The sequence below is a fragment of the Micromonospora sp. LOL_023 genome, from assembly GCF_048060115.1.
In the GTDB taxonomy this organism is placed as follows: Bacteria; Actinomycetota; Actinomycetes; order Mycobacteriales; family Micromonosporaceae; genus Micromonospora_E.
In genome coordinates, this window is the sequence record NZ_JBHMIM010000008.1 from 108,239 (window position 1) to 132,899 (window position 24,661).

Sequence of the window (24,661 nt, forward strand, 5' to 3'; positions counted from 1 at the left end):
AGGCGACATGGTGGCTGTTCCGTTGGGGGAGATCGTTCGGGCGCAGGAGATCGCGGAGTTGGCGGTGCGGTCTCGGGATGCGGGGGTGGTGGGGTTTGTGATCGAACCGGCGTACGCGAAGCTGATCACCGACCTACCGGAGGCCGGCCATGTCTGTTGACGCCCAGCTCCGAACCTGCGCCGGCCCGGGTGCCCGCCGGTGGGGTGCAATCCCCCATCGGCGCCTGCTCGACGCGGTGGCTGCCGCCGTCGCCGCCGACCGGATGCCCCGGGTGGAGGCGGCCACCGTCACCCACCTGCTGCGCCCGGTGCCGTGGCAGCGGCGAACCGGGCTGGTCAGCCTGGTCAGCACCGCCTACCCGGCGCTGGCCCGACGGGTCGCGACCGTCATCGACGACGAGTTCCCCGGGGTGTACGTAGCCACCACGCCACCGGCGCGCGGACGTGACGAGCGGGACCAGTTCGACGTGCTGGTGCCGGCCGCCAACGCCGACGAGGTGTCCGACTGGCTCGACCGGCTCTGGCAGGCGGCGGCCGGTCAGGTCGGTCCACACGCCCGGCCGGGCAACCGGGCCGCGTCGGCCCGGACGATGTGGCGGGCCGCCCTGCTGGTGGCGAACGGTTCCCGTCGACGCAGCCAGATCCGGGTCCGGGTGCCCGCCCCGCGCGCGTTGACCGTGCTCACCGAGGCGGGCGAGGCGCTCGGCGTGACCGTCGCGCAACACCTGCGCCGGGGAAACTCCTACTTCGTCACCGTCGACGACCCGGCCCAGTCGGTCCAGCTGCTGCGGATCGTCGGTGCCGGACCGCATGCCGAGGCGTGGGTGCGCGACGCGGCCTGACGCCGCCCGCCGGGGCACGGCCGCTCGGCGGCCACGTCCGGGTGCCGGCCCGCCGTCGCGTCGGCCTGTGACGCGGTCCACGAGATTCCTCTGTGGCGAGCATGGTCGACACTGGGATCAACCGTGCGCGACGACGACGCATCCGGAGGGTGATCATGGCAGGTGACTCCAGCGCGGACCGGGCGCGGGACAGGTTCGCCTCCCGTGGGATGGCAGAGCTGCTCGCCGTCGTCGGCAGGCTGATCCGCCGCCCGAGCCGGGGCGAGACCGAGCTGCCGATCGTGGTGGCCATCGGGGTGTCCGGCACGGACATCCACCACGGACTGCTGCGGCGACTGCGGCGGCCGAGTCGACGCCGTGTTCCACACGTCGAGATCGACGCGGCGCTGTTCGCCCACGACCACGGCATCCGCCCGCTGCTCGACGCGATGCACCACCAACTCGCCCTGGACGCGTTCGGCGCCGAGCCGTTCGCGTTCCGGCACTACCCGCTGGCCCGCTGGTTGATGGACCAGCGGCTGACCGACGTCGAGGTGACCGAACGCCGGACCCGGATCACCCAGATGCTGCGGAACTGGCGCCGCCGGCCGGCGGCGGACAACCTACGCGGCGCATCGGACGCGGAGACCGCGTTCGCCACCGCGTACCGGTTGGTGCTCTGGCTGGTGTTGCGGGCGGTGCCGGACGTGCTGTTCCGGGCGGCGTTGTCGGGTCGGTTGCCGGTGATCGGCGGGCGCTACCGATGGTTCATGCGCCAGCAGTACCTGGCACCCCGGCAGAGCGGCACCTTCATCGGCTTCGCCGAACGGCTGACCACCGACCATCGCACCGGCGAGCAACCCGAGCAGGTACGCAAGCTGCTGGTGCACGCGTTCCTGGAGGACCTGCGAGCCGGCTACGCCCGCCGGATCTGGTCACCGACCGGATGGCGACGCACCGCCTACCCGGTGCTGCTGCTGGACAACGTCACCCCAGGCAGCGCCGGGCATGCGCTGCTGCGGCTGGTCAACGACGTACGAAACGAGACTGGTCGGTGGGATCCGTTGCTGATCGTCGCCGACGCCGCCGACGGTTACCAGCCGGTGGACGGCGCGGGTTCCCCGCTGCGACTGGCCGAGGCGGGCATCGGCCTCGACGACTGGCGCGACGCGCTGCCCGAGCAGCGCCGGCTCCGCCGGGCGGACGCGTGGTTCCTGGCGTTGGGTTCGGACCCCGACCGCGACGACCGCCACGGTCACCCGGCCGTTCCCGATCTGGTGCCGCCGGCACCGCCCTGGTGGGCGCGGCGCAGCATCGCCGCCGCCCTGGTCCTGGTGTTGTTGGCCGGTTCGCTGGTCTGGACCAGCGGGCGATGGGGGCCGGGTTGCCTGCCTCATCCGACCCAGGGGGAGATCGCGCTGCGGCTGATCGACGGGGAGTGCATCGGCTACAGCGACAACGCGGGCTACGTGTTCAACAACGACCCGGGTCAGCAGGCGCTGCGGGGAGTGCAGGAGCGGATCTTCCGTCAGAACGAGGAGGTCATGCAGGTCTGGCAGCGCAGCCAAGGGCGGCGACCGCTGATGACCCTGGTGTACCTGGGCATCATGACCGGGCAGCGGACCGGCCCACGGGAGGTTTCCTACGTCTCCGAACGCGAGGAGCTCGAAGGCATGGCCGTCGCCCAGTACGAGCGGATGAAGATGTCGGCGGGCACGGACGGCAAGGCGCTGGTACGGATCGTCATCGCCAATGGTGGCAAGCAGATGCGCCATGCGGTGCGGACGGTCGATCTGCTCGCCGGCCTGGCGCGACGGGACCCGACGGTGATGGGGGTCATTGGGCTGGTGGAGAGCCGCACCACCACCGCCGAGGCGCTCAATCGGCTGCACCGGATCGGTCTGCCGGCGATAGCCCCGACGCTGTCAGCGGACGGGTTCCACCTCAACTCCGGACTGTATCTGCAGATGGTCGCGCCAAACGCCGACCAGGCCAGGCTCGTCGCGACGTACGCCACCGAGGTGCTGGCGGTCGACGAGGCCCACATCTACTACACCACCGGCGACGACAGCCCGTTGGAGGACGACCTGTACGTCAGCACCCTGGTGTCGGGGCTGGCCGACATCCTCGGCGGCCGGTCGAGTGTCCGTCCGTTCCGGTTCGGCGACTCACTGGCCGACGAGTGTGGCTACCAGGGCATGTTGTTCTTCGCCGGGCGGTACTCCGAGTTCGACGAGTTCCTGGAGGCGCTTCGGCAGTGCCGCAACGATCCGCCGTTGCACCTGGTCGCCGACGACTCGGTCAACCGGTATCTGGCCAACCACCAGTTGCGGGCGAGCGCACCGGGGAACCTGCCGGTGACCTACGTGTCCAAGGCAGCCCTGGCGACGTGCAGCCGGCTGATCGCCGACGCGGAGCGTGACGAGTCGCGCCGGCAGTTCCTGGATCTGATTCAACGCGACGATCTGCTGGGTGAGCGGCGGTGTGTCGACGGCACCAGCCCTCCGGTGGGCGAACGGGTGGCGCTGGCGTACGACGCGTCGAGGATGCTGATCGGGGCGCTGGAGGAGCTGGCCAACCGGATGGGCATCAAGAAGCGGACGTTGGACCCACGGTCGGTCAGCCCGGTCACGGTCTTCACCCAGGTGCTGCTGCAGAACGCGCAGCAGGCGCACAACGGGGTGACCGGCCCGATCAGGTTCGATCCGCAGACGGGCGAGCCGAGAGAGAAGCGGCTTTCGCTGATGTACGTCCCCAGCGTGCCGCAGGTCGACCAGGAGCCACAGGAGATCTTCTTCTGCGGTCGGGCGCAGCCGGACGACCCGCCCGGCTGCCACCGTGCGCCACCGGTGCCGGCATCGGCGCCGCCGACCTGACCCCGGATTCCCCGCCGGACACCGAGGCGTGCTGCCTGCGCGACGCCGACGGGTCGGTCGTGTCCCGGACCCAGGCCCACGTGCTGACCCCGGACGTGTGTCTGGTCGGGGTCGGCACGACCGATCACGTGTCCACCGACGCCGGCCGAACCTACACATTGACCAACGACCGGCCCTGAGCTGGGCATATTCATGATCACGTGATGATCACGACACACCGCCGACACGAGCCGACCGGAGATTGTGGCCATCGCTTCGAAGCCTGGAGGTTTCATGGCCCCGACCCCTCCGACCGACGATCAGCTCAACACCCTGATCGTCGCTCAGCTCGCCTCGCTCGGCATCGACCTCGACCAGCTGCCGGCCGGCACCGTCGCCGACCCGGTCACCGGCTCCCCCGGCCGCGACTCCGTGCTCGCCTCACTGCGGTCTTTCATGCGCAGCACCGTGCCGACCCTGGCCGGCTACCAGCTGCCCACCCCCGATGCCGGCGACCCGGCCACCGCGATGGCGCTGTCCCAGCAACCCGCGCCGATGCTCTACCCGTCCATCAGCACCGAATGGCGCAAGCTCTGATGACGAAGGACGCCATGACAGACGTACAGCAGCCGCTGGACCGCCTCCTCGACCGGCGAGCGTTCCTGGCCCGCACCGCGGCCCTGGCCGCCACAGCCACCGTCGGCACCGTCGCGCTGCCCGGCCTGGCCGGCATCGCCTCCGCCGCGCCGAGCCCGGCCAGCGGCCCAGCCGTCAAGTTCAACCCGGAGTTGGACAAGGGCGCCGCGTACAACAAGCCACGCGAGGCGGTCATGTCCGACCCGACCGAGTGGACGCTGTCCGAGGCCGCCTGGATGATCCGGCACAACAAGATCGTCCCGGTGGAGCTGGTGCAGGCCTACCTGGACCGGATCGCCGCGTACGACTCCACGTACCAGGCGTTCAACCTGGTCACCGCCGAATCGGCGCTCAAGGCCGCCCGTCAGTGGGCGAACCGCCCGTACCGGGGTCCGCTGCACGGCATCCCGCTGGCCATCAAGGACAACTACTTCACCGAAGGCGTGCTGACCACGGCGAGTTCCTACCTGTTCCAGGACTTCGTGCCACCGTACGACGCGACGTCGGTCGCCAAACTGACCGTGCAGGGCGGCATCGTGCTCGGCAAGACGCAGATGGGACCGCTGGCCACCAGCCGGGCCACCCTGCCCAACGGGCAGGTCACCACGATCAACGCCTGGACGCCGACCAACCCGTCGACGAACCCGGGCGGATCCTCGACCGGCACCGCGACCGCCGTCGCCGGCCGGATGGCCACCTCCGGCATCGGCACTCAGACCGGTGGTTCGATCACCGCGCCGTCCAACGCGCAGAACCTCACCGGCATCAAGCCCACGATGGGCCGCGTGTCGCTGGCCGGGATCATCCCGCTCACCTACAGCCGCGACCATCCCGGGCCGCTGGCCCGCGACGCCAAGGACGCCGCCATCATGCTGATGGCGATGGCCGGAGCGGACCCGGCCGACCCCCGCAGCCAGGGCCTGCCCCCGGTGCCGAACCTGATCAACGCGGCGACTCCGCGTTACGAAGGCGGCAACCTGCGGATGCGGTGGAAGACCCGGATCGGCGTCCTGCCCGGCTACGCCGACGGTACGTCCGAGACCGCGCTCGCCCGCCGGGCGTTCCTCACCAAGATGGCGGCGATCCCCGAGTGCGAGTTGGTCGAGGTGCCGTTGCCCGACGAATGGGACCTGCTCACCGGCAGCGCGTTCAACAACGTCCGGCTGCCCGAGCGCAGCGAGCCGTTCATGCCGTACCTGCGTGAGGACCTGCGCGGCTTCGGCGTGTCGGTGACCAGCTGGCTGCAGGGCTGCCTGCTCGACGCCAACGGCTACGTCACCGGCCAACGTGCCAAGTTGCTGCTGCTGGAGCGGATCCTCGACCAGATCTTCGGCAGCTGCGACGTGGTGGTGCAGACCAGTCCGGTGCCGTTCGACATCGTCGGGCTGCCCGAGATCGCCTTCCCGATCGGCTTCACCGGCGGCGGCGTGCCGATCGGCACCATCCTCGGTGGACTACCGTACGCCGAGGGCCGGCTGCTATCGGTGGTCGCCGCGCACCAGGCGGTCAGCGACTGGCACTGGCAGCGGCCGCCGAACCCGCCGGTGGCAGCTCCCGCCGCCGCCCGGTCCGCCGCCGTGGTGCCCGACCGGGGTCGGCTGACCGCCGAGGAGGTCGCCGAACTCACCCAGTGACCCGCCGAGGTCCCGAACCGTGCTGGCCGTCCACCTTTCGTGGGCGGCCAGCACGGCCATGTCGGGGTGATACGGCGCCGCGCCGCCGTCCGTGGCGAGATCCACCGCCGGCAGCCGCCATACGGTGCGCGGCATCCGGCCAACCGTCGGTGGCCAGCGGCCGAGTCGTTGCGTGAGCGGATCACGTCGGACGACGCAACGCCGGGCTTCCAGCAGCCCCATGCACCTACTAAGGTAAGGCATACCTGAGTTGGGAGAACGATGAGTTTCAAGGATTCCAAGAAGCACACCACCCTGTGTGTCGTCGACGTCGTCGGCACCGAACGGATCAGCCCGAACATCATCCGGGTGACCCTCGGCGGCGACCAGCTGCAGCAGCTGCCGAACCACGGCTTCGACCACTGGTTCCGGCTGTTCCTGCCGCAGGAGCAGGGCGAGACCAGCTTCGACCTGCCCAACCGGATCGACACCATCGGCTACCTCAAATACCTGCGGATGCCCTCGGCGACCCGCCCGCACCTGCGTAACTACACCGTTCGCGAGTTCCGGCCGCAGGCCCGGGAACTCGACATCGACTTCGTCGTACACGGTGACGAGGGCATCGCCACCCGCTGGGTGCAGCGGACCAAGCAGGGCGACACCGTCGCCCTGCTGGACCAGGGCCGCGGCTACGACTTCGAGCCGGACACCACCTACCATCTGCTCGCCGGTGACGAGACCGCGCTGCCGGCGATCGCCGGGATTCTGCGCGACCTGCCGCGCGACGCCACCGGCCTGGCACTGATCGAGATCCCCGACCCGGCCGACGCCCAACCCGTCGACGCTCCGACAGGGGTTCAACTGCGGTGGCTGGCCCGTGAATCCCCGGCCCGGCCCGGCGCAACGGCGCTGGCGGCGGTGCAGGCGTGGACGACAGACACCCCGGCAACGGTGTCGGCGTACTTCGCCGGTGAACAGAACCTGCCGACGACGGCCCGCCGGCATCTCGTCGACGCAGGTGTGCCGAAGCGGCGGATCACCTTCACCGGGTACTGGAAGCTCGGCAGATCACACTGAGCAGGTAGCGAAATCGCACCGATGCGGGCCCGAACCCGTCCTGTCCTCATCGGGCGCTGATACTGCCCGCAGCAGACCTCCCACGAAGCATGGTGCGCCTGTAGATTACCCCAGGCGCCACTACCCGTAGCGGTGTCGATCCCGTGTGACGCATGCACACTCTACGAAGGGATGTTGTGTTGAGCAGACGCTTCACCGCCGGTGCCGTCGCGACCGCGACCGCATTGGCCCTGCTGGGTGCCGCACCGGCCGGACCGGCCGCAGCCGCCCCCGACACTTCGGACGACGCCGCCGAGTACACGGTGGTCGCCGAGGTCGGCACCAGTTCCACTGCCGCTGTCGCCGCGATCGAGGCCGCCGGCGGCACCGTGGTCGACAGCACCGTCGACGTCGGCATGTACCAGGTCGTCACCGACGACGCCGCGTTCGCCGCCAAGGTCGCCGCCGCGCCGGCGCTGCTCGGCGCGGCCGAGAAGCGCCCCGTCGGCTACGCTCCCCGTGCCCGCTTCGACGCTGTCGAGCAGGAACACCGGATCGCCGGCGGCAGGTCCGCCGGGGCGGCCGGCAACCGTGGGGCCCGGATGGATCCGCTCGACGAGAAGCTGTGGGGCCTGGCGATGATGCGGGCCGACAAGTCCCGCAAGGTCGAGCCGGGCGAGCGCGGCGTGACCGTCGGCATCCTGGACACCGGCATCGACGGCCAGCACCCCGACATCGCGCCCAACTTCAGCTACTCGCTGTCGCGCAACTTCGCCCCCGACATCGTCGACATCGACGGTGAGTGCGAAGTGGCCAGTTGCCTCGACCCGGTCGACCGTGACGACAGCGGCCACGGCACCCACGTCGCCGGCACGATCGGTGCCGCCGCCAACGGCTTCGGCCTGTCCGGCGTGGCACCGAAGGTCACCCTGGTGGCGCTCAAGGGCGGCCAGGACTCCGGCTACTTCTTCCTCGACTCGGTGGTCAACGCCCTGGTCTACGCCGGGGACGCCGGCATCGACGTGGTCAACATGTCGTTCTACATCGACCCGTGGCTGTACAACTGCCTGAACAACCCGGCCGACTCCGCCGAGGAGCAGGCCTCGCAGCGGGCCACCATCGAGGCGGTCAACCGGGCCCTGCGGTACGCGCACAAGCGTGGCGTCACCCTGGTCGGCTCGCTCGGCAACAACCACGAGGACCTCGGCAGCCCGCGCGACGACACGTCGAGCCCGAACTACGGCGGCACCCCGCGGCTGCGGCCGATCGACAACGCCACCTGCTGGGACCTGCCGGTCGAAGGCGCGCACGTGATCGGTGTGTCGTCGGTCGGCCCGTCGGCGGCCAAGGCGGACTACTCCAACTACGGCACCGAGCAGATCTCGGTCGCCGCGCCGGGCGGCTGGTTCCGCGACGGTTTCGGCACCCCGACCCACCGCACGTACGACAACACGATCCTGTCGTCGTACCCGCTGCATGTGCTGCAGGAGGAAGGTGCGGTCGACGCCGACGGCAACATCGTGCCGGGTGCCGAGGCGTTCGTCGTCAAGGAATGCACCGCCGCCGGGGTCTGCGGCTACTACACCTACCTGCAGGGCACCTCGATGGCGTCGCCGCACGTCTCCGGGGTGGCCGCGCTGATCGTCAGCAGGTACGGCAAGCGCGACACCCGCCGGGGCGGGTTGACGCTGGACCCGGACAAGGTGGAGTCGCACCTGTACCGGACCGCCGACGAGACCGCCTGCCCGCAGCCGCGTCTGGTGTCGTACGCCAACGAGGACCGGTCACCGGAGTGGGACGCCTACTGCGCCGGCGGCAAGAACTTCAACGGGTTCTACGGACACGGGATCGTAGACGCCTTCGCCGCGGTCACCAGCCCGCTGCACCACCGCTGAGACATCGGCACGGCCGGTCGGGGTGGGCGGCGACCGCCGCCCACCCCGACCGGTCGGCGGGTCCACTCAGCACACGAACCGCCGACGTGACGATCTGTTTTACCCAGAACCCTTTGCGTCACCGTCGACGATGTGCCACGATCGTGGGAGGAATTCACCTCGACCGATCGAGGAGGTGTTCGACATGCGGACCCTGCGGCACCTGGCAGCCCGGCTCGTCGGCAGACGGCGGGTCAGCGGACGCTACATGTACTGGCCCTACCACCACGGCTGAGCCGATCCCGCCTACGGACGACGCCCACGCCCCGCGCGGATTCATGGACATCAACCGCCCACCGGGTCCGCGCGGGCGCTGGCTCACCGGCAACATCCGGGCGTACGAGGCCGACCGGATCGGCTTCCTCCGTCGCTGCCACGACGAGTACGGCGACGTGTTCTCGTTCGACGATCGCACCGTGTGCGTCAGCGACCCGGTCCTCGCCCACGACGTGCTCACCCGCACCGACGGCGACTTCCTCACCGAGCTCGCGCCCTTCGACAGCCAGCCCGAACTGGACCGGGCCGCCACCGCGGCGAAGGCATGGGCACCGGCCCGCCGTGCCGCCTGGACCGGGCTCAACCGGCAGGCGGCGGCCGCCACCGACGCTCGTACCGCCGAACTGCTCGACCAGGTCCTCGACGCCACCGCCGGCCGCGACGTCGAGGTGCTCGCCGTCATGCGCACCTTCGCCGCCCGTACGATCGCCGACCACTGCTTCGGTGTCGACGCCGACAGCGTCCCGCAGGCACTGGCCGCCACCGTGGACACCACCGCGCCGTTCGAAACCGCCTCGTACACGCCGCCGGCCTGGTTTCCGCTGCCCCGGCGTCGGCGGTTCCTGCGCGCCCACCGACAGTTCAGCGACACCCTGACCAGGATCGTCACCCGCCGCCGGGCCGCCGGCGACCGCGGACAACCGACAGACCTGCTCGACGTGCTACTCGCCGCCGATCCGGCACTGCCCGACCGTACGGTGCTCTCGACGCTGCGCACCGTGCTGATCGGCGGGTACGGCGTGCCCGCCGCCGCGCTCGCCTCCATCGTCCGGGAACTGGCGCGGCGGCCAGGGCTCGTCGACGAGTTGCGCGCCGACACTGCCGGCACCCTCGCCGGGGCGGTCGTCGACGAGGTGCTGCGCCTGCACCCGCCGGCCTGGCTGATGACCCGCACCGCCCGCAGGGCCACGACGGTCGGACCGTGGTCGGTACGCCCCGGCGACGAGGTGCTGCTCAACGCGTACCTGATCCACCGGGATCCGCGGTGGTGGCCGCGACCCGACGAGTTCGACCCCGGCCGGTGGCTGGCGGGCCGGCCGGCACCGGCCGCGGCGTACCTGCCGTTCGGCGCCGGGCCGCGGGTCTGCCTCGGGACGATGCTGACCAGGCGCCAGCTCACGGTGGTCACCACGCGGCTGGCCCGACGGTTCACCATCACCTCGCCGAACGCCGGGTCGGCCGAGCCGGCGTTCACCGGCCGACTGGCCCCGGTCGGTCTGCTGGCCCGGTTCGACCCCTGACCGGCCACGTCCCCAGGACAGCCGGCACGCCGCCCGCGCCGCCGACCTGCGATCGGAGTCGGAGGCGGCGGCCACCGACGGAGTCACCCCCGCACGCAACTGCTCGGCGACGACCTACCCGGACTGGCCCGCCGAATGGGCGCTACGCGAGCCAGCCCCGCAGGCCCTGGTCACCGTCTCCTGACCTGCCGGACGGCTATGCCAGTCATCACACCGCGCCACCGGTGACGGGGTAGCGTCGGCCGAAGGGTGCCACCATGCCTGGCGTACACCCAGGTCACGGACGCCCAGGAGGAGACATGCCGGCGCGGGACAAGATCGAGTCGATCTACACCTCGGTCGTCCAACGGAACCCGGGTGAGAGCGAGTTCCACCAGGCCGTGCGCGAGGTGCTCGACAGCATCACGCCGGCCCTGGACAGACACGCCGAGTACGCCGAAGCCAAGATCATCGAGCGGATCTGTGAGCCCGAACGGCAGATCATCTTCCGGGTCCCGTGGGAGGACGACCACGGCGAGGTGCACATCAACCGCGGCTTCCGGGTCGAGTTCAACAGTGCCCTCGGCCCGTACAAAGGTGGGTTGCGGTTTCACCCGTCGGTCTACCTCGGGATCGTCAAGTTCCTCGGCTTCGAACAGCTGTTCAAGAACGCGTTGACCGGCATGCCGATCGGCGGCGGGAAGGGCGGCTCGGACTTCGACCCGCGGGGCCGATCCGACCGCGAGGTGATGCGGTTCTGCCAGTCGTTCATGACCGAGCTGTACCGGCACATCGGCGAACACACCGACGTGCCGGCCGGCGACACCGGCGTCGGCGCCCGGGAGATCGGCTACCTGTTCGGCCAGTACAAGCGGATCACCAACCGGTACGAATCCGGGGTGTTGACCGGCAAAGGGCTCAGCTACGGCGGCGCACAGGTACGCCGCGAAGCGACCGGCTACGGCGTCGTCTTCTTCGCCGAGGAGATCCTTCGCACCACCGATGACAGCCTCGACGGCAAACGCGTGGTGGTCTCCGGCTCCGGCAACGTCGCCATCTACGCCATCGAGAAGGTGCACCAACTCGGCGGCACCGTCGTCGCCTGCTCCGACTCCGCCGGCTACGTCCACGACGACAAAGGCATCGACGTGGAGCTGGTCAAACAGATCAAGGAGGTCCGTCGGGGGCGGATCAGTGAGTACGTCGATGCCCGCCCGCACGCCAGCTTCGTCGCCGACCACAGAGTGTGGGAAGTGCCCGGCCAGGTGGCCATCCCCTGCGCGACGCAGAACGAAATCAGCGCCGCCGACGCCGTCACCCTGGCCGCTGGCGGCTGCACCCTGGTCGTGGAAGGGGCCAACATGCCCACCACCCCGCAGGCCGTGCGGGTCTTCGCCGAAGCCGGCGTACGGTTCGCCCCCGGCAAGGCGGCAAACGCCGGCGGGGTAGCCGCCAGCGCCTTGGAGATGCAGCAGAACGCCAGCCGTGACTCGTGGACGTTCACCCACTCGCAGGATCGGCTACGGGAGATCATGCAGGACATCCACGCACGCTGCCACGACACCGCCGAGGAGTACGGCATGCCCGGCGACTACATCGCCGGCGCCAACATCGCCGGATTCCGCCAGGTCGCCGAGGCGATGCTCGCCCACGGCCTGATCTGATCACCGATCGTCGCTGGGGACGACAGGGGTGACCCTGTCGCTCTCGGGCATCCAGGCCCACACCACCGCCGACCTGCTCACCGGCGTACGCCACCCGACGCACGCCGACGAGGTCCTCAGAGACCGCGGCGTACGCGGGCCCACCCACGTTGCGTAACTCTGCTACAACAGGCTGGATGTGTGCGACTTCGTGACCTGATACTGACGATCGAGCGGGGATTCGTGATGTCCAACCCGACCGAGCCCGGGTGGCGGCCGGAGTACACCGGGGACAGCAGCCCAGGCGATGTCGGCGCCGGCAAACGGCTGGGCGCCCACCTCTACTACCTGTACCGGGCCGGGCGCAACGAACTACCCGAGGTCGCCGCCGTCTACGCCCAGCTCACCACCCAGATCCACGCAGTTGCGGGCGAGCTGGCGACGCAGTTCGACCGCCCCGGGCTCGGCATGGAGCCGGCCCATCTACGGCTGCTGGAGCTACGCGACGAAACACACGACGTACTCCGCCAGACCTGCCTGCGGATGCAGGAGGTCGGCACCGCGCTGGTCGAGATCGCCGACAGCTACGCCGCCACCGACGAGGAGGCCGCCACCGAGTTCAGCCGGCTGCTCGACACCTACGCCGACGACTTCACGACCTCGCCACCGTACGTGCCGGAACCACCCGGGGTGCACGATCCCCAGACCAGGCAGTACGACGGCAACCGCCTCGGCGGCTACTGAGGACCTGCACACCCCGTCGACCGGGCCACAGTCAGGAGGCACGATGGCCGAACCCTCGATCACGTACGACAGACACGAACTCCGCCGGAAACTGGCCGAGATTCAGGGCTACTTCGCCGAGCTGCGCTACATCGACACCGGGCTCGCCTACCTGGAGGGCAAGAAGTCCAGCTGGTGGCACAACACCCCGGTCGGCCCCGGCATCGCCTACGTCCAGGCGCGGTTCGGCACCACGTTCCCCTTCGAGAAGACCTACACCGTGCCGATCGACTACCTCAACCTGCCCTGGCAGAACCCACGACAGGAAGAGATCGACGAAGTCACCGGCCACCTCCAGACGCTGGCCAAGGAAGCGACCACCTGGGCGGCCACCGAGATCGAGGCCCTCACCAGCCGGATCCAGCCCTTCACCTGGCCGGTCGGCTCGACGTACGAGAGCCAGTGCATAGAGCCGGTCCTGGGTGCCCGCATGACCCTGCACGATGAGATCAGCCACGACTTCGGCAAACTGCGCCACAGCATAGGCAACTGGGAAGGCGACGCCGCAGAAACCTTTGCCAGCAAGTTCTACCACCCCTTCGAGCAGACCCTGCGGAGCCAGATGCAGCTGCTCCTCGCCCTGGCCGGCGGCATCGCCGCCGCGAAGGCGATCGCCGAGTCCACCCAGCACAGCCTGATGAACGTCGTGCACTACACCGGCGAGGCGCTGCGCGAACAGCTGCAACTGAGCCAGAGTAGAGCCGAACTGGCCCGGCAGGAAGCGCTCAAGAACGTCATGGTCATCGCTGGAAGCACCGCCAGCGTCTTCGGCGGGATTCTCGCCGGCGGAGGGCTGTGGGCGATGACCATGCCGACCGTCGCCGCCGGAATCGGCGTCGCCGCGACCGCCATCCCCGACGGCGGCTGGGCAGCCTTGAACCTCCGAGGATCGACAGCAGCGGACCTACTTTCGTCCATGTCAGACGCAGTCAGCTCAGTCATTCGCAATGACCACGCTCAGCACAGAAATCTGAGCGACGACGTCGAGGCAGCTCTCACTCGGGTGAACCGAATCCGCGACGGTAGCGACGGTGACGACAGCAGACTCATCCCAATGCGGCCCGGCATCGTATCCGGCGTAGACGGTAACGACTTCCGCCTACCCTGACCTTGCCCAGGACGGGCACTGAAGGAGCATCATGCATCCGCGCACTAGCAGGCTCCGCGTCGCCATCGCTGCGGTCGCTGCGGCCATCATCACCGGCGGCTGCGGTGCCAGCGACCCGACCCCACGGCCGACTGCGGGACCACGGTACGAACAGATCCCCAAAGATATCTGCAGTAGCCTCCGACTCAGCGCCCTATTCGAAGAGTTCAACCTAAGCATACCAACCTACTATGAACCGGAGTCGGACTACCGCACCGAGCGGGATCACTGGTACGAGCTTTGCACCTTCGTTGCCCAAGGGCGAGATGGACGTCTCGCCACAGAAATCGGAGACTTCCAGCCAGACGGCGCAATAGAAGTACAGATTTACCACGATGTCACCGGGGCAGTGGAAGCGTATGACCAACACGCTAGCAACTATCTCGACTCACGTCCGGCGAACGCAGCCGGGACCACCGCCACTGATCTAACCGGGTGGTGGGGAGACAGCGGGAAATCGCTTCAGAGTGTCCGGATAGCAAATCCAGATCATGTCACGTATGACGCTGTCGCAATACCCGATATTCAGGTCATACACCTCATCCGCCATGACAACCTCGTGATAATGGCGAATGCCGACGCGGTAGCGTCCTCGTCGGAAACCGACGAGGCGCTCGCGCTTCTCCATGATCTCACCAGCGCGTTGATCGACGAGGCTGTCTCGCATCTCGACGGCTGACCGAGAAGGCACAGGTGAGCCACACAGGGCGGGCGCGCACGCGGCCGGGCGGCGGTCGGCGTACGGTCTCGCTGGTGAGCGAGGTCGGGGATCGTGGGAGCGCACCGGGTGTGGTCGCCGAGGCTGCCGTACCGCAGTTGCTGGCTGCGGCGCGGGCGGGTGACGGCGACGCCTTCGGCCGCCTCGTCGGGCCGCTGCGCGACGAGCTACGGGCGTACTGCTACCGGATGCTGAGCTCGGTACACGATGCGGAGGACGCGGTCCAGGACACCCTGGACCGGGCATGGCGCAGCCTGGACCGCTTCGAGGACCGCGGATCGATCCGGCCGTGGCTGTACCGGATCGCGACGAACCGGGCGCTGACCATCATCGAGCGTCGGGGCCGACGCGAACTGCCCACCGATCTGAGCCCGCAGGGGGCGCCGCTGGTCGAGACGGCGTGGCTGGGTCCGTACCCGGATCGGTTGATGGGGTGGACGGCGCAGCTGAGCCCGGAGGCCCAGGTGATCGCCCGGGAAAGGGTCGAGTTGGCGTTCGTCGCCGCGCTGCAGCACCTGTCCGCAGTGCACCGGGCCGTCCTGCTGTTGCGCGACGTGCTCGGCTACCCCGCCAGCGAGGTCGCCGACCTGCTGGACACGACCGTCGCCGCGCTCGGCGACGCGGCCCAGCAGGAGGTGGCCCGGCGCTACCTGACCGCGTGGCAGGCCGGTGATGTCGAGACCATCGTGGCGATGCTGACCGAGGACGCCCGCTTCTCGATGCCGCCGCTGACAACCTGGTACGCGGGCCGCGACCAGATCCACGGTTTCCTGGTCGACGTGGTGCTGCGACATCGCTGGCGGTTCCTGCCGACCCAGGTGAACGGTCACCTCGCCTTCGGCACGTACCTGTGGGACGACGACCGGGCCGCGTACGTCCCGGCAGGTTTGGACGTGCTCACGCTGCGCGGACGGCAGGTGGCCGAGGTGGTCGCCTTCCTCGATGCCGACTTCCCGACCTTCGGCCTGCCACCCCAGCTGACCGGAGACGACCCCAGGCGATGAGTTCGCGGCCCGGCCGGGGTTGTAGTCCTGACGGACACCGACCGGAAGGACCGAGCCGACCATGGCCACCAACGAGGAACAGATCCGTACACTGATCGAACGCTGGGCGGCGGCGGTCCAGCGCGGCGACATCACCACCGTGTTGCAGGACCACGCCGAGGACATCGTGATGTTCGACGTACCGCCACCGCAGCAGGGCGTACGCGGCATCGACGCCTACCGCGACAGCTGGCCACCGTTCTTCGAATGGCTGGCCGGCGGCGCAGTGTTCGAGATCGAATCGCTGCAGATCACCGCCGGAGACGATGTCGCCTTCGCGTACGCGCTGCTGCGCTGCGGCACTGAGGAGGGTTTCGCCGAGAATCCGGACAACCGGCTGCGGCTGACACTCGGCCTACGCAGGCAGGACGGCCGCTGGGTCGTCACCCACGAGCACCACTCCTTCCCGCTCGCCGAGACCGCCCCACAGGATCCTGCCCCGGATCAGGACGCTGCCACCGCCGAGCAGGAGCTACGCCGGCTCCACCACGACTGGTTCGCCGCCACCGCAGCGAACGACCTCGACCGCCTCATGGCCCCGATCGCCGACGACGTCGTCTCGTACGAACACGAGCAACCGTTGCGGTACATCGGCGTCGACGCCGTACGAGCGGTGTGCAAGGCCGGTCTCGACGCGGCAGGCGACGGCGTCGTCACCTGGACCGTGCCGGACCTGAAGATCGTGGTCGACGGCGATCTCGCGGTCTCCTGGGGGCTCAACCACGTCCAGTTGAAGCCGGCCGGTGCTGAGGCCTCCGAGAGCTGGTCGCGCGGCACCCGCGTCTTCCAACGCCACGGCGGCGAATGGCGCATGGTCCACCAGCACGTCTCCTACCCCTACGACCCGGCCACTGGCAACGCCAGGACGGACCTGCACTCCTTGACGACCGCCTAGTCGGCGGCCCCGGCGAACTGCGCGTCGTGAAGTTCCCGGTACGCCCCGCCCGCCGCGAGCAGCTCAGCATGACTGCCCTGCTCGACGATCCGGCCGCCGTCGAGCACCAGGATCAGGTGGGCGTCGCGGATCGTGGAGAGCCGATGGGCGATCACGAAACTGGTCCGGTCGGCACGCAGCGCCGCCATCGCCTGCTGCAACAACACCTCGGTACGGGTGTCGACCGAGCTGGTCGCCTCGTCGAGGATCAGCAGCGACGGGTCGGACAGGAAGGCTCGGGCGATGGTGATCAGCTGCTTCTCGCCGGCGCTGACGTTGCTGCCCTCCTCGTCCAGAACGGTGTCGTAGCCGTCGGGCAGGCTGCGGACGAACCGATCCACGAAGGTGGCCTGCGCGGCCCGCAGGATCTCCGGCTCGCTGGCGTCCGGATTGCCGTACGCAATGTTGTCCCGGATGGTGCCGCCGAACAGCCAGGTGTCCTGCAGCACCATGCCGACCTGGCCACGCAGGTCGGCCCGGCGCAACGCGGTGACGTCCACCCCGTCCAGGGTGATCCGACCGGCGTCCAGCTCGTAGAAGCGCAGGATCAGGTTGACCAGGGTGGTCTTGCCGGCCCCGGTGGGACCGACGATCGCCACCGTCTGGCCCGGCTCGGCCACCAGGGACAGATCCTCGATCAGCGGCTGGTCCGGGGCGTACCGGAAGGACACGGCCTCGAACTCGACCCGGCCGTGCGGGCGGTCGAGCCGCGCCGCCGGGTCCGGATCCGGGCTCTGCTCGGGCGCGTCCAGCAGGTCGAAGACCCGTTCGGCCGAGGCCACCCCCGACTGCAGCAGGTTGGCCATCGAGGCGACCTGGGTCAGTGGCTGGGTGAACTGCCGGGAGTACTGGATGAACGCCTGCACGTCGCCGAGGCTCAGCTGCCCGGAAGTGACCCGCAGCCCGCCGACCACCGCGATGGCGACGTAGCTGAGGTTCCCGATGAACATCATCGACGGCATGATGATGCCCGACACGAACTGCGCACCGAAGCTGGCCCGGAACAGTTCGTCGTTCTTCGCGGCGAAGGTGGCCTCCACCTCACCCTGACGGCCGAAGACCTTGACCAGTTCGTGGCCGGTGAACGCCTCCTCGATCTGCCCGTTCAGCTCGCCGGTGTGTGTCCACTGCGCGATGAACAACCGCTGAGAACGCTTCGCGATCTGCTGGGTCACCAGCACCGACAGCGGCACCGCGAGCAGCGCGACGACCGCGAGCAGCGGCGAGATCCAGACCATCATCACCAGTACGCCGACCACGGTGAGCAGCGACGTCAGCAGCTGGCTGAGGGTCTGCTGGAGACTCTGCGAAATGTTGTCGATGTCGTTGGTGACCCGGCTCAGCAGTTCACCCCGGGGCTGCCGGTCGAAGTAGGGCAGCGACAGCCGGTGCAGCTTCTCCTCCACCTCCGCCCGCAGCCGCAGCACGGCCCGCTGCACCACACCGTTGAGCAGGTAGCCCTGCAACCAGGAGAGCAGGCTCGCGGCGACGTAGAGTCCCAGTGCCCAGGCAAGCACCTGACCGAGCCGGGTGAAGTCGATGCCCACGCCGGGCACCACCCGACCCCGGGCCAGCAGATCGGCGAGGGTCTCGTTGCCGGCGGCGCGCGCTTGGGCGACCGCCTCGTCAGTGGTGAGGCCGTCCGGCAGCCGGGCACCGAGCACGCCGGAGAAAATCAGATCGGTGGCGTGGCCGAGAATCCGGGGGCCGACCACCATCAGGGCCACGCTCGCCACGGCGAGCGCGAAAACCCCGACCAACTGCCACCGGTACGGACGCAGCCGACCAAGTAGCCGGCGCGCCGAGGGGCCGAAGTTCATCGACTTCTCGGTCGGCTGCCCGGCGGTCATCCACGGCGGTCCGCCACCGCGCCGGGGTGCCGCAGCCGGCAACCGTTCGGGGGTCCGTTGCTCAGGTGCCGGCGAGTTGCTCACGCGCCCACCCCCACGGTGAGTTGGGACGCCACGATCTCGGCGTACGTCGGACAGTCGGCCAGCAGCTCGGCGTGCCGGCCGACCCCGACAATCACCCCGTTCTCCAGTACGACGATCTGGTCGGCGTCGATGATCGTCGAAACCCGCTGGGCGACGATCACGACAGCGGCATCGGCGGTGACCGGCCGCAGCGCGGCCCGCAGCCGGGCATCGGTGCCCAGGTCGAGGGCGGAAAACGAGTCGTCGAACAGATAGATCTCCGGTCTTCGGACCACCGCGCGGGCGATCGCCAGTCGTTGTCGCTGACCGCCGGAGACGTTGGTGCCACCCTGGGCGATCGGGGCGGCCAGACCGCCGGGCATCCGTTCGACGAAGTCCCGGGCCTGCGCCACCTCCAGCGCCGCCCACAGTTCCTCGTCGGTGGCCTCCGATCGGCCGTAGCGCAGATTGCTGGCGATCGTGCCGGTGAACAGGTATGGCCGCTGCGGCACCACCCCGATCCGACGCCGCAGCAGGTCCAGGTCGAACTCCCGAACGTCGACCCCATCGACGAGCACCGTCCCGGCGGTGGCGTCGAAAAGCCGGGGCACCATCGACAGCAAAGTCGTCTTGCCCGCGCCGGTGCTACCGATAATCGCGGTGGTGGTACCGGCCCCCGCCCGCAGGGCGATGTCGCGCAGCACCGGCGCCGCCGCGCCCGGATACTGGAAGGTGACCGCGCGGAACTCCAGGTCGGCGCGGACCGGCTGCCCGTCGCGCAGCGCCGGACCGGCCGCCGGCCCGGTGGGCGGCAGCACCGACGACTCGGTGTCGAGAACCTCAGTGATCCGTTCGGCGGAGACCGCCGCCCGGGGCACCATCATCAGCATGAAGGTCGCCATCATCACCGACATCAGGATCTGCATCAGGTAACTCAGGAAGGCGGTCAGCGAACCGATCTCGATCTGCCCGGAGTCGACCCGACCGGCACCGAACCAGAGCACCGCCACGCTGGAGACGTTCAACACCAACATCACCACCGGGAAGAACAACGCCATCAGCCGGCCGGCCCGCAACGCGGTCGCGGTCAGCTCCGTGTTTGCGATGCCGAAACGCTGGGTCTCGTACGGCTCCCGCACGAACGCCCGGACCACCCGTACGCCGGTGATCTGCTCGCGCAGCACCCGGTTGACGGCGTCGATCCTGGTCTGCATCGCCCGGAACAGCGGCACCATCCGACGCACGATCAAACTCACCGCAACGCCGAGGACCGGCACACTGACCACCATCAGCCAGGACAGCCCGAAGTCCTCCCGCAGCGCCATCACGATGCCACCGACGCACATGATCGGGGCGACGACCAGCATCGTGAACGTGAGCACGACCAGCATCTGCACCTGCTGGACGTCGTTGGTGGTGCGGGTGATCAACGACGGCGCGCCGAACTGACCGACCTCCCGGGCCGAGAACCGCCCGACCTGGTGGAAGACCGCCGAACGCACGTCGCGACCGAACGCCATCGCGGTACGCGCGCCGTAGAAGACGGCGGCGATGGAGCAGCCGATCTGGATGGCGGTGACGACCAGCATCCAGCCGCCGACCCGCAGAATGTGACCGGTGTCCCCGACGGCGATGCCCCGGTCGATGAGGTCGCCGTTGAGGCTGGGCAGGTAGAGCGAGGCGATCGTGCCGACGAGTTGCAGCAGCACCACGATGGCGATCGGGCGGCCGTAGGGTCGCAGGTGGCGCCGCAAAAGTCTGATCAGCATGGGTCCCCCGGTCCGGGCGGCGGGACCGCCCAATCAGCAAAGATACCGACCGGATACCGTCCCAGCCGCACCGCCACCGCGCGCGCCGGCCACCTGACGGTCAGCCCGGCCGCCACCTCAACACTCGTCGGTGAACCTTTTGCCGCCGCAGCGGTCGGCTTCACCGTGTGTCGTCAGGTGCCGATCAGCTCGATCTCAATGGCGAGTACGCCAAGGGCTTCCTTCTCCGGGCCGTAGATCCGACGGATGTTGGCAAGTTGCTGGTGTCGAGGGCTGTCGGGATTGACCTTCTCGGCGCCTTCGGCATCGAGCATCTGCTCGAACGAGTCGTACCGTGAGACTCGCTTAACTTTTGTCAGGGCCTCGTCACGGCCACACACAAACCGAATGTGCTGCCCGGGAGCAAGGTTGCGCAGGTTCGGATACTGGACGCGGACCTCGATGGTCTTGCGACCGGCGGCGAGCAGATCGAAGTAGCGGCGGTCGCTGACCATCAACCGGGCCATTGTCGACGTTGCGATCCTCACCGGCCGTCGGGGCCCGGTGCAGCTAGGCGGTGTGCAGCACGGTGACGGACTTCGACGGGCTGTTGCGATCCTCACCGGCCGTCGGGGCCCGGTGCAGCTCGATCCGCGCCTACCCGCGACCCTGCGGGCGCTGCGCGTTGCGATCCTCACCGGCCGTCGGGGCCCGGTGCAGCCTTGAGTAGCGACGCGACCTCGTGGTGCGCGTCGAGGTTGCGATCCTCACCGGCCGTCGGGGCCCGGTGCAGCCCGCGCCCTGGTCGACGCCGGGCACGCGCGGCGGCTGGTTGCGATCCTCACCGGCCGTCGGGGCCCGGTGCAGCTGGGTAGCAAGATCTCCGAACCGCAGCAGCAGTACCTGTTGCGATCCTCACCGGCCGTCGGGGCCCGGTGCAGCTTCGCGGGCTGGCAGATGTCACAGGATCTGGTGTGGGAGTTGCGATCCTCACCGGCCGTCGGGGCCCGGTGCAGCCGAGGTCGGACATGTCGTTCCAACTGGGCAGGGAGATGTTGCGATCCTCACCGGCCGTCGGGGCCCGGTGCAGCATCGAAGCCCGGTTCGCGCAGCCCATCGTTGGCCTACCGTTGCGATCCTCACCGGCCGTCGGGGCCCGGTGCAGCGACCACCTCGCGCGCCTTGCCGTCCGCGCGCGTGGCGTTGCGATCCTCACCGGCCGTCGGGGCCCGGTGCAGCACGGACACGGCACCGGGCACGGTCGGCACGCTGACGGCGTTGCGATCCTCACCGGCCGTTGGGGCCCGGTGCAGCCAACGTCGTCAAACTCCCGCCTGGCAAGCGGCTACCCACCGTTGCGATCCTCACCGGCCGTTGGGGCCCGGTGCAGCCCACCACCGCGCGGCCGCGCCTTCGCCGCCCAAGATGTAGTTGCGATCCTCACCGGCCGTTGGGGCCCGGTGCAGCGCCACTCAGTCAGGAGGTCTGCGTATGTCGCATCCGGTTGCGATCCTCACCGGCCGTTGGGGCCCGGTGCAGCAGCGGGCGCAGGTCGCGTTCGACGCCGCCGTCGCCGTTGCGATCCTCACCGGCCGTTGGGGCCCGGTGCAGCCCACCGGCCGAGGGCCGCAGACACGCCTGGGCGTACGGCGTTGCGATCCTCACCGGCCGTTGGGGCCCGGTGCAGCTGGAACACCCGCACCCGGACGGCGGGTCGAGCTTCGGTTGCGATCCTCACCGGCCGTTGGGGCCCGGTGCAGCTTCATCGGCCACAACGGGCCCCTTTTCTCTCGGGTGTTGCGATCCTCACCGGCCGTTGGGGCCCGGTGCAGCCGTGGGACGTCAAGGCCAGCCGCGACGCCCTGATCAAGTTGCGATCCTCACCGGCCGTTGGGGCCCGGTGCAGCCTCGTACGGCGGCTCGAATCGGCGGTAGCCGGCGGGGTGTTGCGATCCTCACCGGCCGTTGGGGCCCGGTGCAGCGTGATGATCGCCTCTAGTAGCGTAACCTCACGAGGATCGTTGCGATCCTCACCGGCCGTTGGGGCCCGGTGCAGCTGCCGCTGCGAGCCGTGTCGAGCAGCCCACAACAAGGCGTTGCGATCCTCACCGGCCGTTGGGGCCCGGTGCAGCTGGCGCCCACCCCATCGACGCGATCCTCGCGTTGGATGTGGTTGCGATCCTCACCGGCCGTTGGGGCCCGGTGCAGCCCCGCTCCGCCTCGGCCAAATCCTCGGCCTCCATGCGTCGTTGCGATCCTCACCGGCCGTTGGGGCCCGGTGCAGCGTGGTGTCCGGGTCAGCGTCGACCCAGGCGAGGAGCCGTTGCGATCCTCACCGGCCGTTGGGGCCCGGTGCAGCCGTAGGTGGTGACGTCGTGGGAGTCCCCGGCCCGGTTGTTGCGATCCTCACCGGCCGTTGGGGCCCGGTGCAGCCGTCTTGCCCATGCCCGGTCGGCCGGCGGGGATGATGTTGCGATCCTCACCGGCCGTTGGGGCCCGGTGCAGCCCGTTCGTTGGCGGTGAGGTTGGTGCCGCAGTGGCGTTGCGATCCTCACCGGCCGTTGGGGCCCGGTGCAGCCAACCGCAACCGCTCCCTGATGGTTGCGGTCGTCGACGTTGCGATCCTCACCGGCCGTTGGGGCCCGGTGCAGCTCGCCGGCGAGCTGCCGCTGACCGGGGTGCGGATGTCGTTGCGATCCTCACCGGCCGTTGGGGCCCGGTGCAGCTCGGTGACGGATCGGCCCGCAGGCGGCTCCCCGGCGGGGTTGCGATCCTCACCGGCCGTTGGGGCCCGGTGCAGCCTGACCGACGACGAGGTGAGCAACTACGAGCAGTTCGTTGCGATCCTCACCGGCCGTTGGGGCCCGGTGCAGCTTGTCGGCGTGGGTCTCGAAGGCGTTGAGTGCCAGCAAGTTGCGATCCTCACCGGCCGTTGGGGCCCGGTGCAGCCTGCCGCCCGTGCACGTCACGAAGCAGATCGGCGAAGTTGCGATCCTCACCGGCCGTTGGGGCCCGGTGCAGCGCAGAGCAGCGGCGCCGGGCAGGTGAGCGCGATGAGTGTTGCGATCCTCACCGGCCGTTGGGGCCCGGTGCAGCGAGCGGGACCTCGCCCGAGCAGCGGCCGCCATCGCCGTTGCGATCCTCACCGGCCGTTGGGGCCCGGTGCAGCGCGACGGTGGCCGGGGACAGTCGGTCGAGCTGGTCTGCGTTGCGATCCTCACCGGCCGTTGGGGCCCGGTGCAGCCCGCGACGAGGGCAGAGCACCCTGCCCGCCACTTGGAAGTTGCGATCCTCACCGGCCGTTGGGGCCCGGTGCAGCTCGTCGAGGTCGGCGGATCCAACCTGGTCGTCAAGGGTTGCGATCCTCACCGGCCGTTGGGGCCCGGTGCAGCGACCGAGTACGTCACCGAGTACGACGATCGTGCCAAGTTGCGATCCTCACCGGCCGTTGGGGCCCGGTGCAGCGTGTAGGTCCTCGTGGGTCCATGGGATGTGGGCTGCGGGTTGCGATCCTCACCGGCCGTTGGGGCCCGGTGCAGCGGCCGGCGGGGTTGACCGGACGGCCGTCGACCACCTTGTTGCGATCCTCACCGGCCGTTGGGGCCCGGTGCAGCTAGCCCGCTACGAGCGTGATCGTTCCAAGCGCAGGGCTGTTGCGATCCTCACCGGCCGTTGGGGCCCGGTGCAGCATCGCCACAGCTCCTCGGGGTCGATCTCGTCCACGTAGTTGCGATCCTCACCGGCCGTTGGGGCCCGGTGCAGCTGCAGACGAGCAACAGCCGCTCCTCCTCGACGACGCCGTTGCGATCCTCACCGGCCGTTGGGGCCCGGTGCAGCCGTGTGGGACCGGGACCAGCCGTGGCGGGTCGGCAAGTTGCGATCCTCACCGGCCGTTGGGGCCCGGTGCAGCACCACCTTACGAAACGATCTTCCGAATTTGACTTACGGTTGCGATCCTCACCGGCCGTTGGGGCCCGGTGCAGCAAGATCTTGCCGACGTCGCACCCGACCAGCGGGCTAGTTGCGATCCTCACCGGCCGTTGGGGCCCGGTGCAGCGCAACGGGTCGGCGACCGGCCACGCGTCGGAGTCGAGGTTGCGATCCTCACCGGCCGTTGGGGCCCGGTGCAGCGATCGTGCCGGTACCGCCGTTACGCTGCCCGGACACGATGTTGCGATCCTCACCGGCCGTTGGGGCCCGGTGCAGCTACCAGGCCAGTGACGGGGTCGTACACGTATTCGAGCAGTTGCGATCCTCACCGGCCGTTGGGGCCCGGTGCAGCCGCCCGCGAGCTGGGAAGATAGCAGGACGTCGCTGCTTT

General features: G+C 69.5%; 18 protein-coding genes and 1 CRISPR repeat array. Of the genes, 15 read left to right on the top strand and 3 right to left on the bottom strand.

Going from position 1 to position 24,661, the window contains the following annotated elements; translation table 11 throughout:
* Positions 1–10 precede the first annotated feature (10 nt).
* The 15 genes from ACFHVL_RS06640 to ACFHVL_RS06710 all read left to right on the top strand — a co-directional run bounded on the left by ACFHVL_RS06640 (position 11) and on the right by ACFHVL_RS06710 (position 16,640).
* Positions 11–160, top strand: coding sequence for a hypothetical protein (locus tag ACFHVL_RS06640; protein WP_416626205.1), 150 nt, complete (start codon positions 11–13; stop codon positions 158–160).
* The gene (locus ACFHVL_RS06645) at positions 150–842 is read left to right on the top strand and encodes a hypothetical protein (protein ID WP_416626206.1); all 693 of its coding nucleotides are present in this window, start codon (positions 150–152) and stop codon (positions 840–842) included. Before ACFHVL_RS06640 ends, ACFHVL_RS06645 begins: the two co-directional genes overlap by 11 nt.
* Before the next feature lie 155 nt (positions 843–997).
* Positions 998–3,697 carry a hypothetical protein gene (locus ACFHVL_RS06650; protein WP_416626208.1) on the top strand — a complete coding sequence of 900 codons (2,700 nt, stop codon included), beginning with the start codon at positions 998–1,000 and terminating at the stop codon, positions 3,695–3,697.
* 273 nt (positions 3,698–3,970) lie between these two features.
* Positions 3,971–4,273, top strand: coding sequence for a hypothetical protein (locus tag ACFHVL_RS06655; RefSeq protein WP_416626210.1), 303 nt, complete (start codon positions 3,971–3,973; stop codon positions 4,271–4,273).
* Positions 4,274–4,287: 14 nt separating this feature from the next.
* A complete protein-coding gene (locus ACFHVL_RS06660) occupies positions 4,288–5,946 on the top strand; it encodes an amidase (protein ID WP_416626211.1) in 1,659 nt (552 codons plus the stop codon).
* 261 nt (positions 5,947–6,207) lie between these two features.
* Positions 6,208–7,002 carry a siderophore-interacting protein gene (locus tag ACFHVL_RS06665; RefSeq protein ID WP_416626213.1) on the top strand — a complete coding sequence of 265 codons (795 nt, stop codon included), beginning with the start codon at positions 6,208–6,210 and terminating at the stop codon, positions 7,000–7,002.
* A 179-nt stretch (positions 7,003–7,181) separates the two neighbouring features.
* Positions 7,182–8,876 (top strand): S8 family serine peptidase, encoded by a 1,695-nt coding sequence (locus ACFHVL_RS06670; protein WP_416626215.1) that lies wholly within the window; start codon positions 7,182–7,184, stop codon positions 8,874–8,876.
* 317 nt (positions 8,877–9,193) lie between these two features.
* Positions 9,194–10,432, top strand: a complete 1,239-nt coding sequence (locus tag ACFHVL_RS06675; protein ID WP_416626216.1) for a cytochrome P450 — start codon at positions 9,194–9,196, stop codon at positions 10,430–10,432.
* 299 nt (positions 10,433–10,731) lie between these two features.
* Positions 10,732–12,075: an NADP-specific glutamate dehydrogenase gene (gdhA, locus tag ACFHVL_RS06680; RefSeq protein WP_416626218.1), complete on the top strand. Its 1,344-nt coding sequence runs from the start codon at positions 10,732–10,734 to the stop codon at positions 12,073–12,075.
* Between the two features lie 28 nt (positions 12,076–12,103).
* Positions 12,104–12,232 carry a hypothetical protein gene (locus tag ACFHVL_RS06685; protein WP_416626220.1) on the top strand — a complete coding sequence of 43 codons (129 nt, stop codon included), beginning with the start codon at positions 12,104–12,106 and terminating at the stop codon, positions 12,230–12,232.
* 23 nt (positions 12,233–12,255) lie between these two features.
* Positions 12,256–12,798, top strand: a complete 543-nt coding sequence (locus tag ACFHVL_RS06690) for a hypothetical protein (RefSeq protein ID WP_416626221.1) — start codon at positions 12,256–12,258, stop codon at positions 12,796–12,798.
* Between the two features lie 43 nt (positions 12,799–12,841).
* Positions 12,842–13,945 carry a hypothetical protein gene (locus tag ACFHVL_RS06695; RefSeq protein WP_416626222.1) on the top strand — a complete coding sequence of 368 codons (1,104 nt, stop codon included), beginning with the start codon at positions 12,842–12,844 and terminating at the stop codon, positions 13,943–13,945.
* 31 nt (positions 13,946–13,976) lie between these two features.
* Positions 13,977–14,663, top strand: coding sequence for a hypothetical protein (locus ACFHVL_RS06700; RefSeq protein WP_416626224.1), 687 nt, complete (start codon positions 13,977–13,979; stop codon positions 14,661–14,663).
* 110 nt (positions 14,664–14,773) lie between these two features.
* Complete coding sequence (locus ACFHVL_RS06705) at positions 14,774–15,706, top strand: sigma-70 family RNA polymerase sigma factor (protein WP_416626255.1); 933 nt, start codon at positions 14,774–14,776, stop codon at positions 15,704–15,706.
* Positions 15,707–15,767: 61 nt separating this feature from the next.
* Complete coding sequence (locus ACFHVL_RS06710) at positions 15,768–16,640, top strand: YybH family protein (RefSeq protein ID WP_416626226.1); 873 nt, start codon at positions 15,768–15,770, stop codon at positions 16,638–16,640.
* Here ACFHVL_RS06710 and ACFHVL_RS06715 read toward each other — a convergent pair.
* The 3 genes from ACFHVL_RS06715 to ACFHVL_RS06725 form a co-directional block, all read right to left on the bottom strand.
* A complete protein-coding gene (locus ACFHVL_RS06715) occupies positions 16,637–18,529 on the bottom strand; it encodes an ABC transporter ATP-binding protein (protein WP_416626257.1) in 1,893 nt (630 codons plus the stop codon). The two genes, ACFHVL_RS06710 and ACFHVL_RS06715, sit on opposite strands and share 4 nt — an antisense overlap.
* 80 nt (positions 18,530–18,609) lie before the next feature.
* A complete protein-coding gene (locus ACFHVL_RS06720) occupies positions 18,610–20,361 on the bottom strand; it encodes an ABC transporter ATP-binding protein (RefSeq protein WP_416626228.1) in 1,752 nt (583 codons plus the stop codon).
* Between the two features lie 173 nt (positions 20,362–20,534).
* Entirely contained in the window at positions 20,535–20,855 is a 321-nt protein-coding gene (locus tag ACFHVL_RS06725; RefSeq protein ID WP_416626259.1) for an ASCH domain-containing protein, read from the bottom strand.
* Positions 20,856–20,874: 19 nt separating this feature from the next.
* A CRISPR array of direct repeats spans positions 20,875–24,622; the repeat unit is 37 nt; unit sequence GTTGCGATCCTCACCGGCCGTTGGGGCCCGGTGCAGC.
* The last annotated feature ends 39 nt before the right edge of the window (positions 24,623–24,661 follow it).

Excerpts from the sequence above, each read along its gene's own strand:
- ACFHVL_RS06645 (WP_416626206.1), top strand. The coding sequence starts at position 150 with ATGTCTGTTGACGCCCAGCTCCGAACCTGCGCCGGCCCGGGTGCCCGC.
- ACFHVL_RS06650 (WP_416626208.1), top strand. The coding sequence starts at position 998 with ATGGCAGGTGACTCCAGCGCGGACCGGGCGCGGGACAGGTTCGCCTCC.
- ACFHVL_RS06655 (WP_416626210.1), top strand. The coding sequence starts at position 3,971 with ATGGCCCCGACCCCTCCGACCGACGATCAGCTCAACACCCTGATCGTC.
- ACFHVL_RS06660 (WP_416626211.1), top strand. The coding sequence starts at position 4,288 with ATGACAGACGTACAGCAGCCGCTGGACCGCCTCCTCGACCGGCGAGCG.
- ACFHVL_RS06665 (WP_416626213.1), top strand. The coding sequence starts at position 6,208 with ATGAGTTTCAAGGATTCCAAGAAGCACACCACCCTGTGTGTCGTCGAC.
- ACFHVL_RS06675 (WP_416626216.1), top strand. The coding sequence starts at position 9,194 with ATGGACATCAACCGCCCACCGGGTCCGCGCGGGCGCTGGCTCACCGGC.
- gdhA (WP_416626218.1), top strand. The coding sequence starts at position 10,732 with ATGCCGGCGCGGGACAAGATCGAGTCGATCTACACCTCGGTCGTCCAA.
- ACFHVL_RS06695 (WP_416626222.1), top strand. The coding sequence starts at position 12,842 with ATGGCCGAACCCTCGATCACGTACGACAGACACGAACTCCGCCGGAAA.
- ACFHVL_RS06700 (WP_416626224.1), top strand. The coding sequence starts at position 13,977 with ATGCATCCGCGCACTAGCAGGCTCCGCGTCGCCATCGCTGCGGTCGCT.
- ACFHVL_RS06710 (WP_416626226.1), top strand. The coding sequence starts at position 15,768 with ATGGCCACCAACGAGGAACAGATCCGTACACTGATCGAACGCTGGGCG.
- ACFHVL_RS06715 (WP_416626257.1), bottom strand. The coding sequence starts at position 18,529 with ATGACCGCCGGGCAGCCGACCGAGAAGTCGATGAACTTCGGCCCCTCG.
- ACFHVL_RS06720 (WP_416626228.1), bottom strand. The coding sequence starts at position 20,361 with ATGCTGATCAGACTTTTGCGGCGCCACCTGCGACCCTACGGCCGCCCG.
- ACFHVL_RS06725 (WP_416626259.1), bottom strand. The coding sequence starts at position 20,855 with ATGGTCAGCGACCGCCGCTACTTCGATCTGCTCGCCGCCGGTCGCAAG.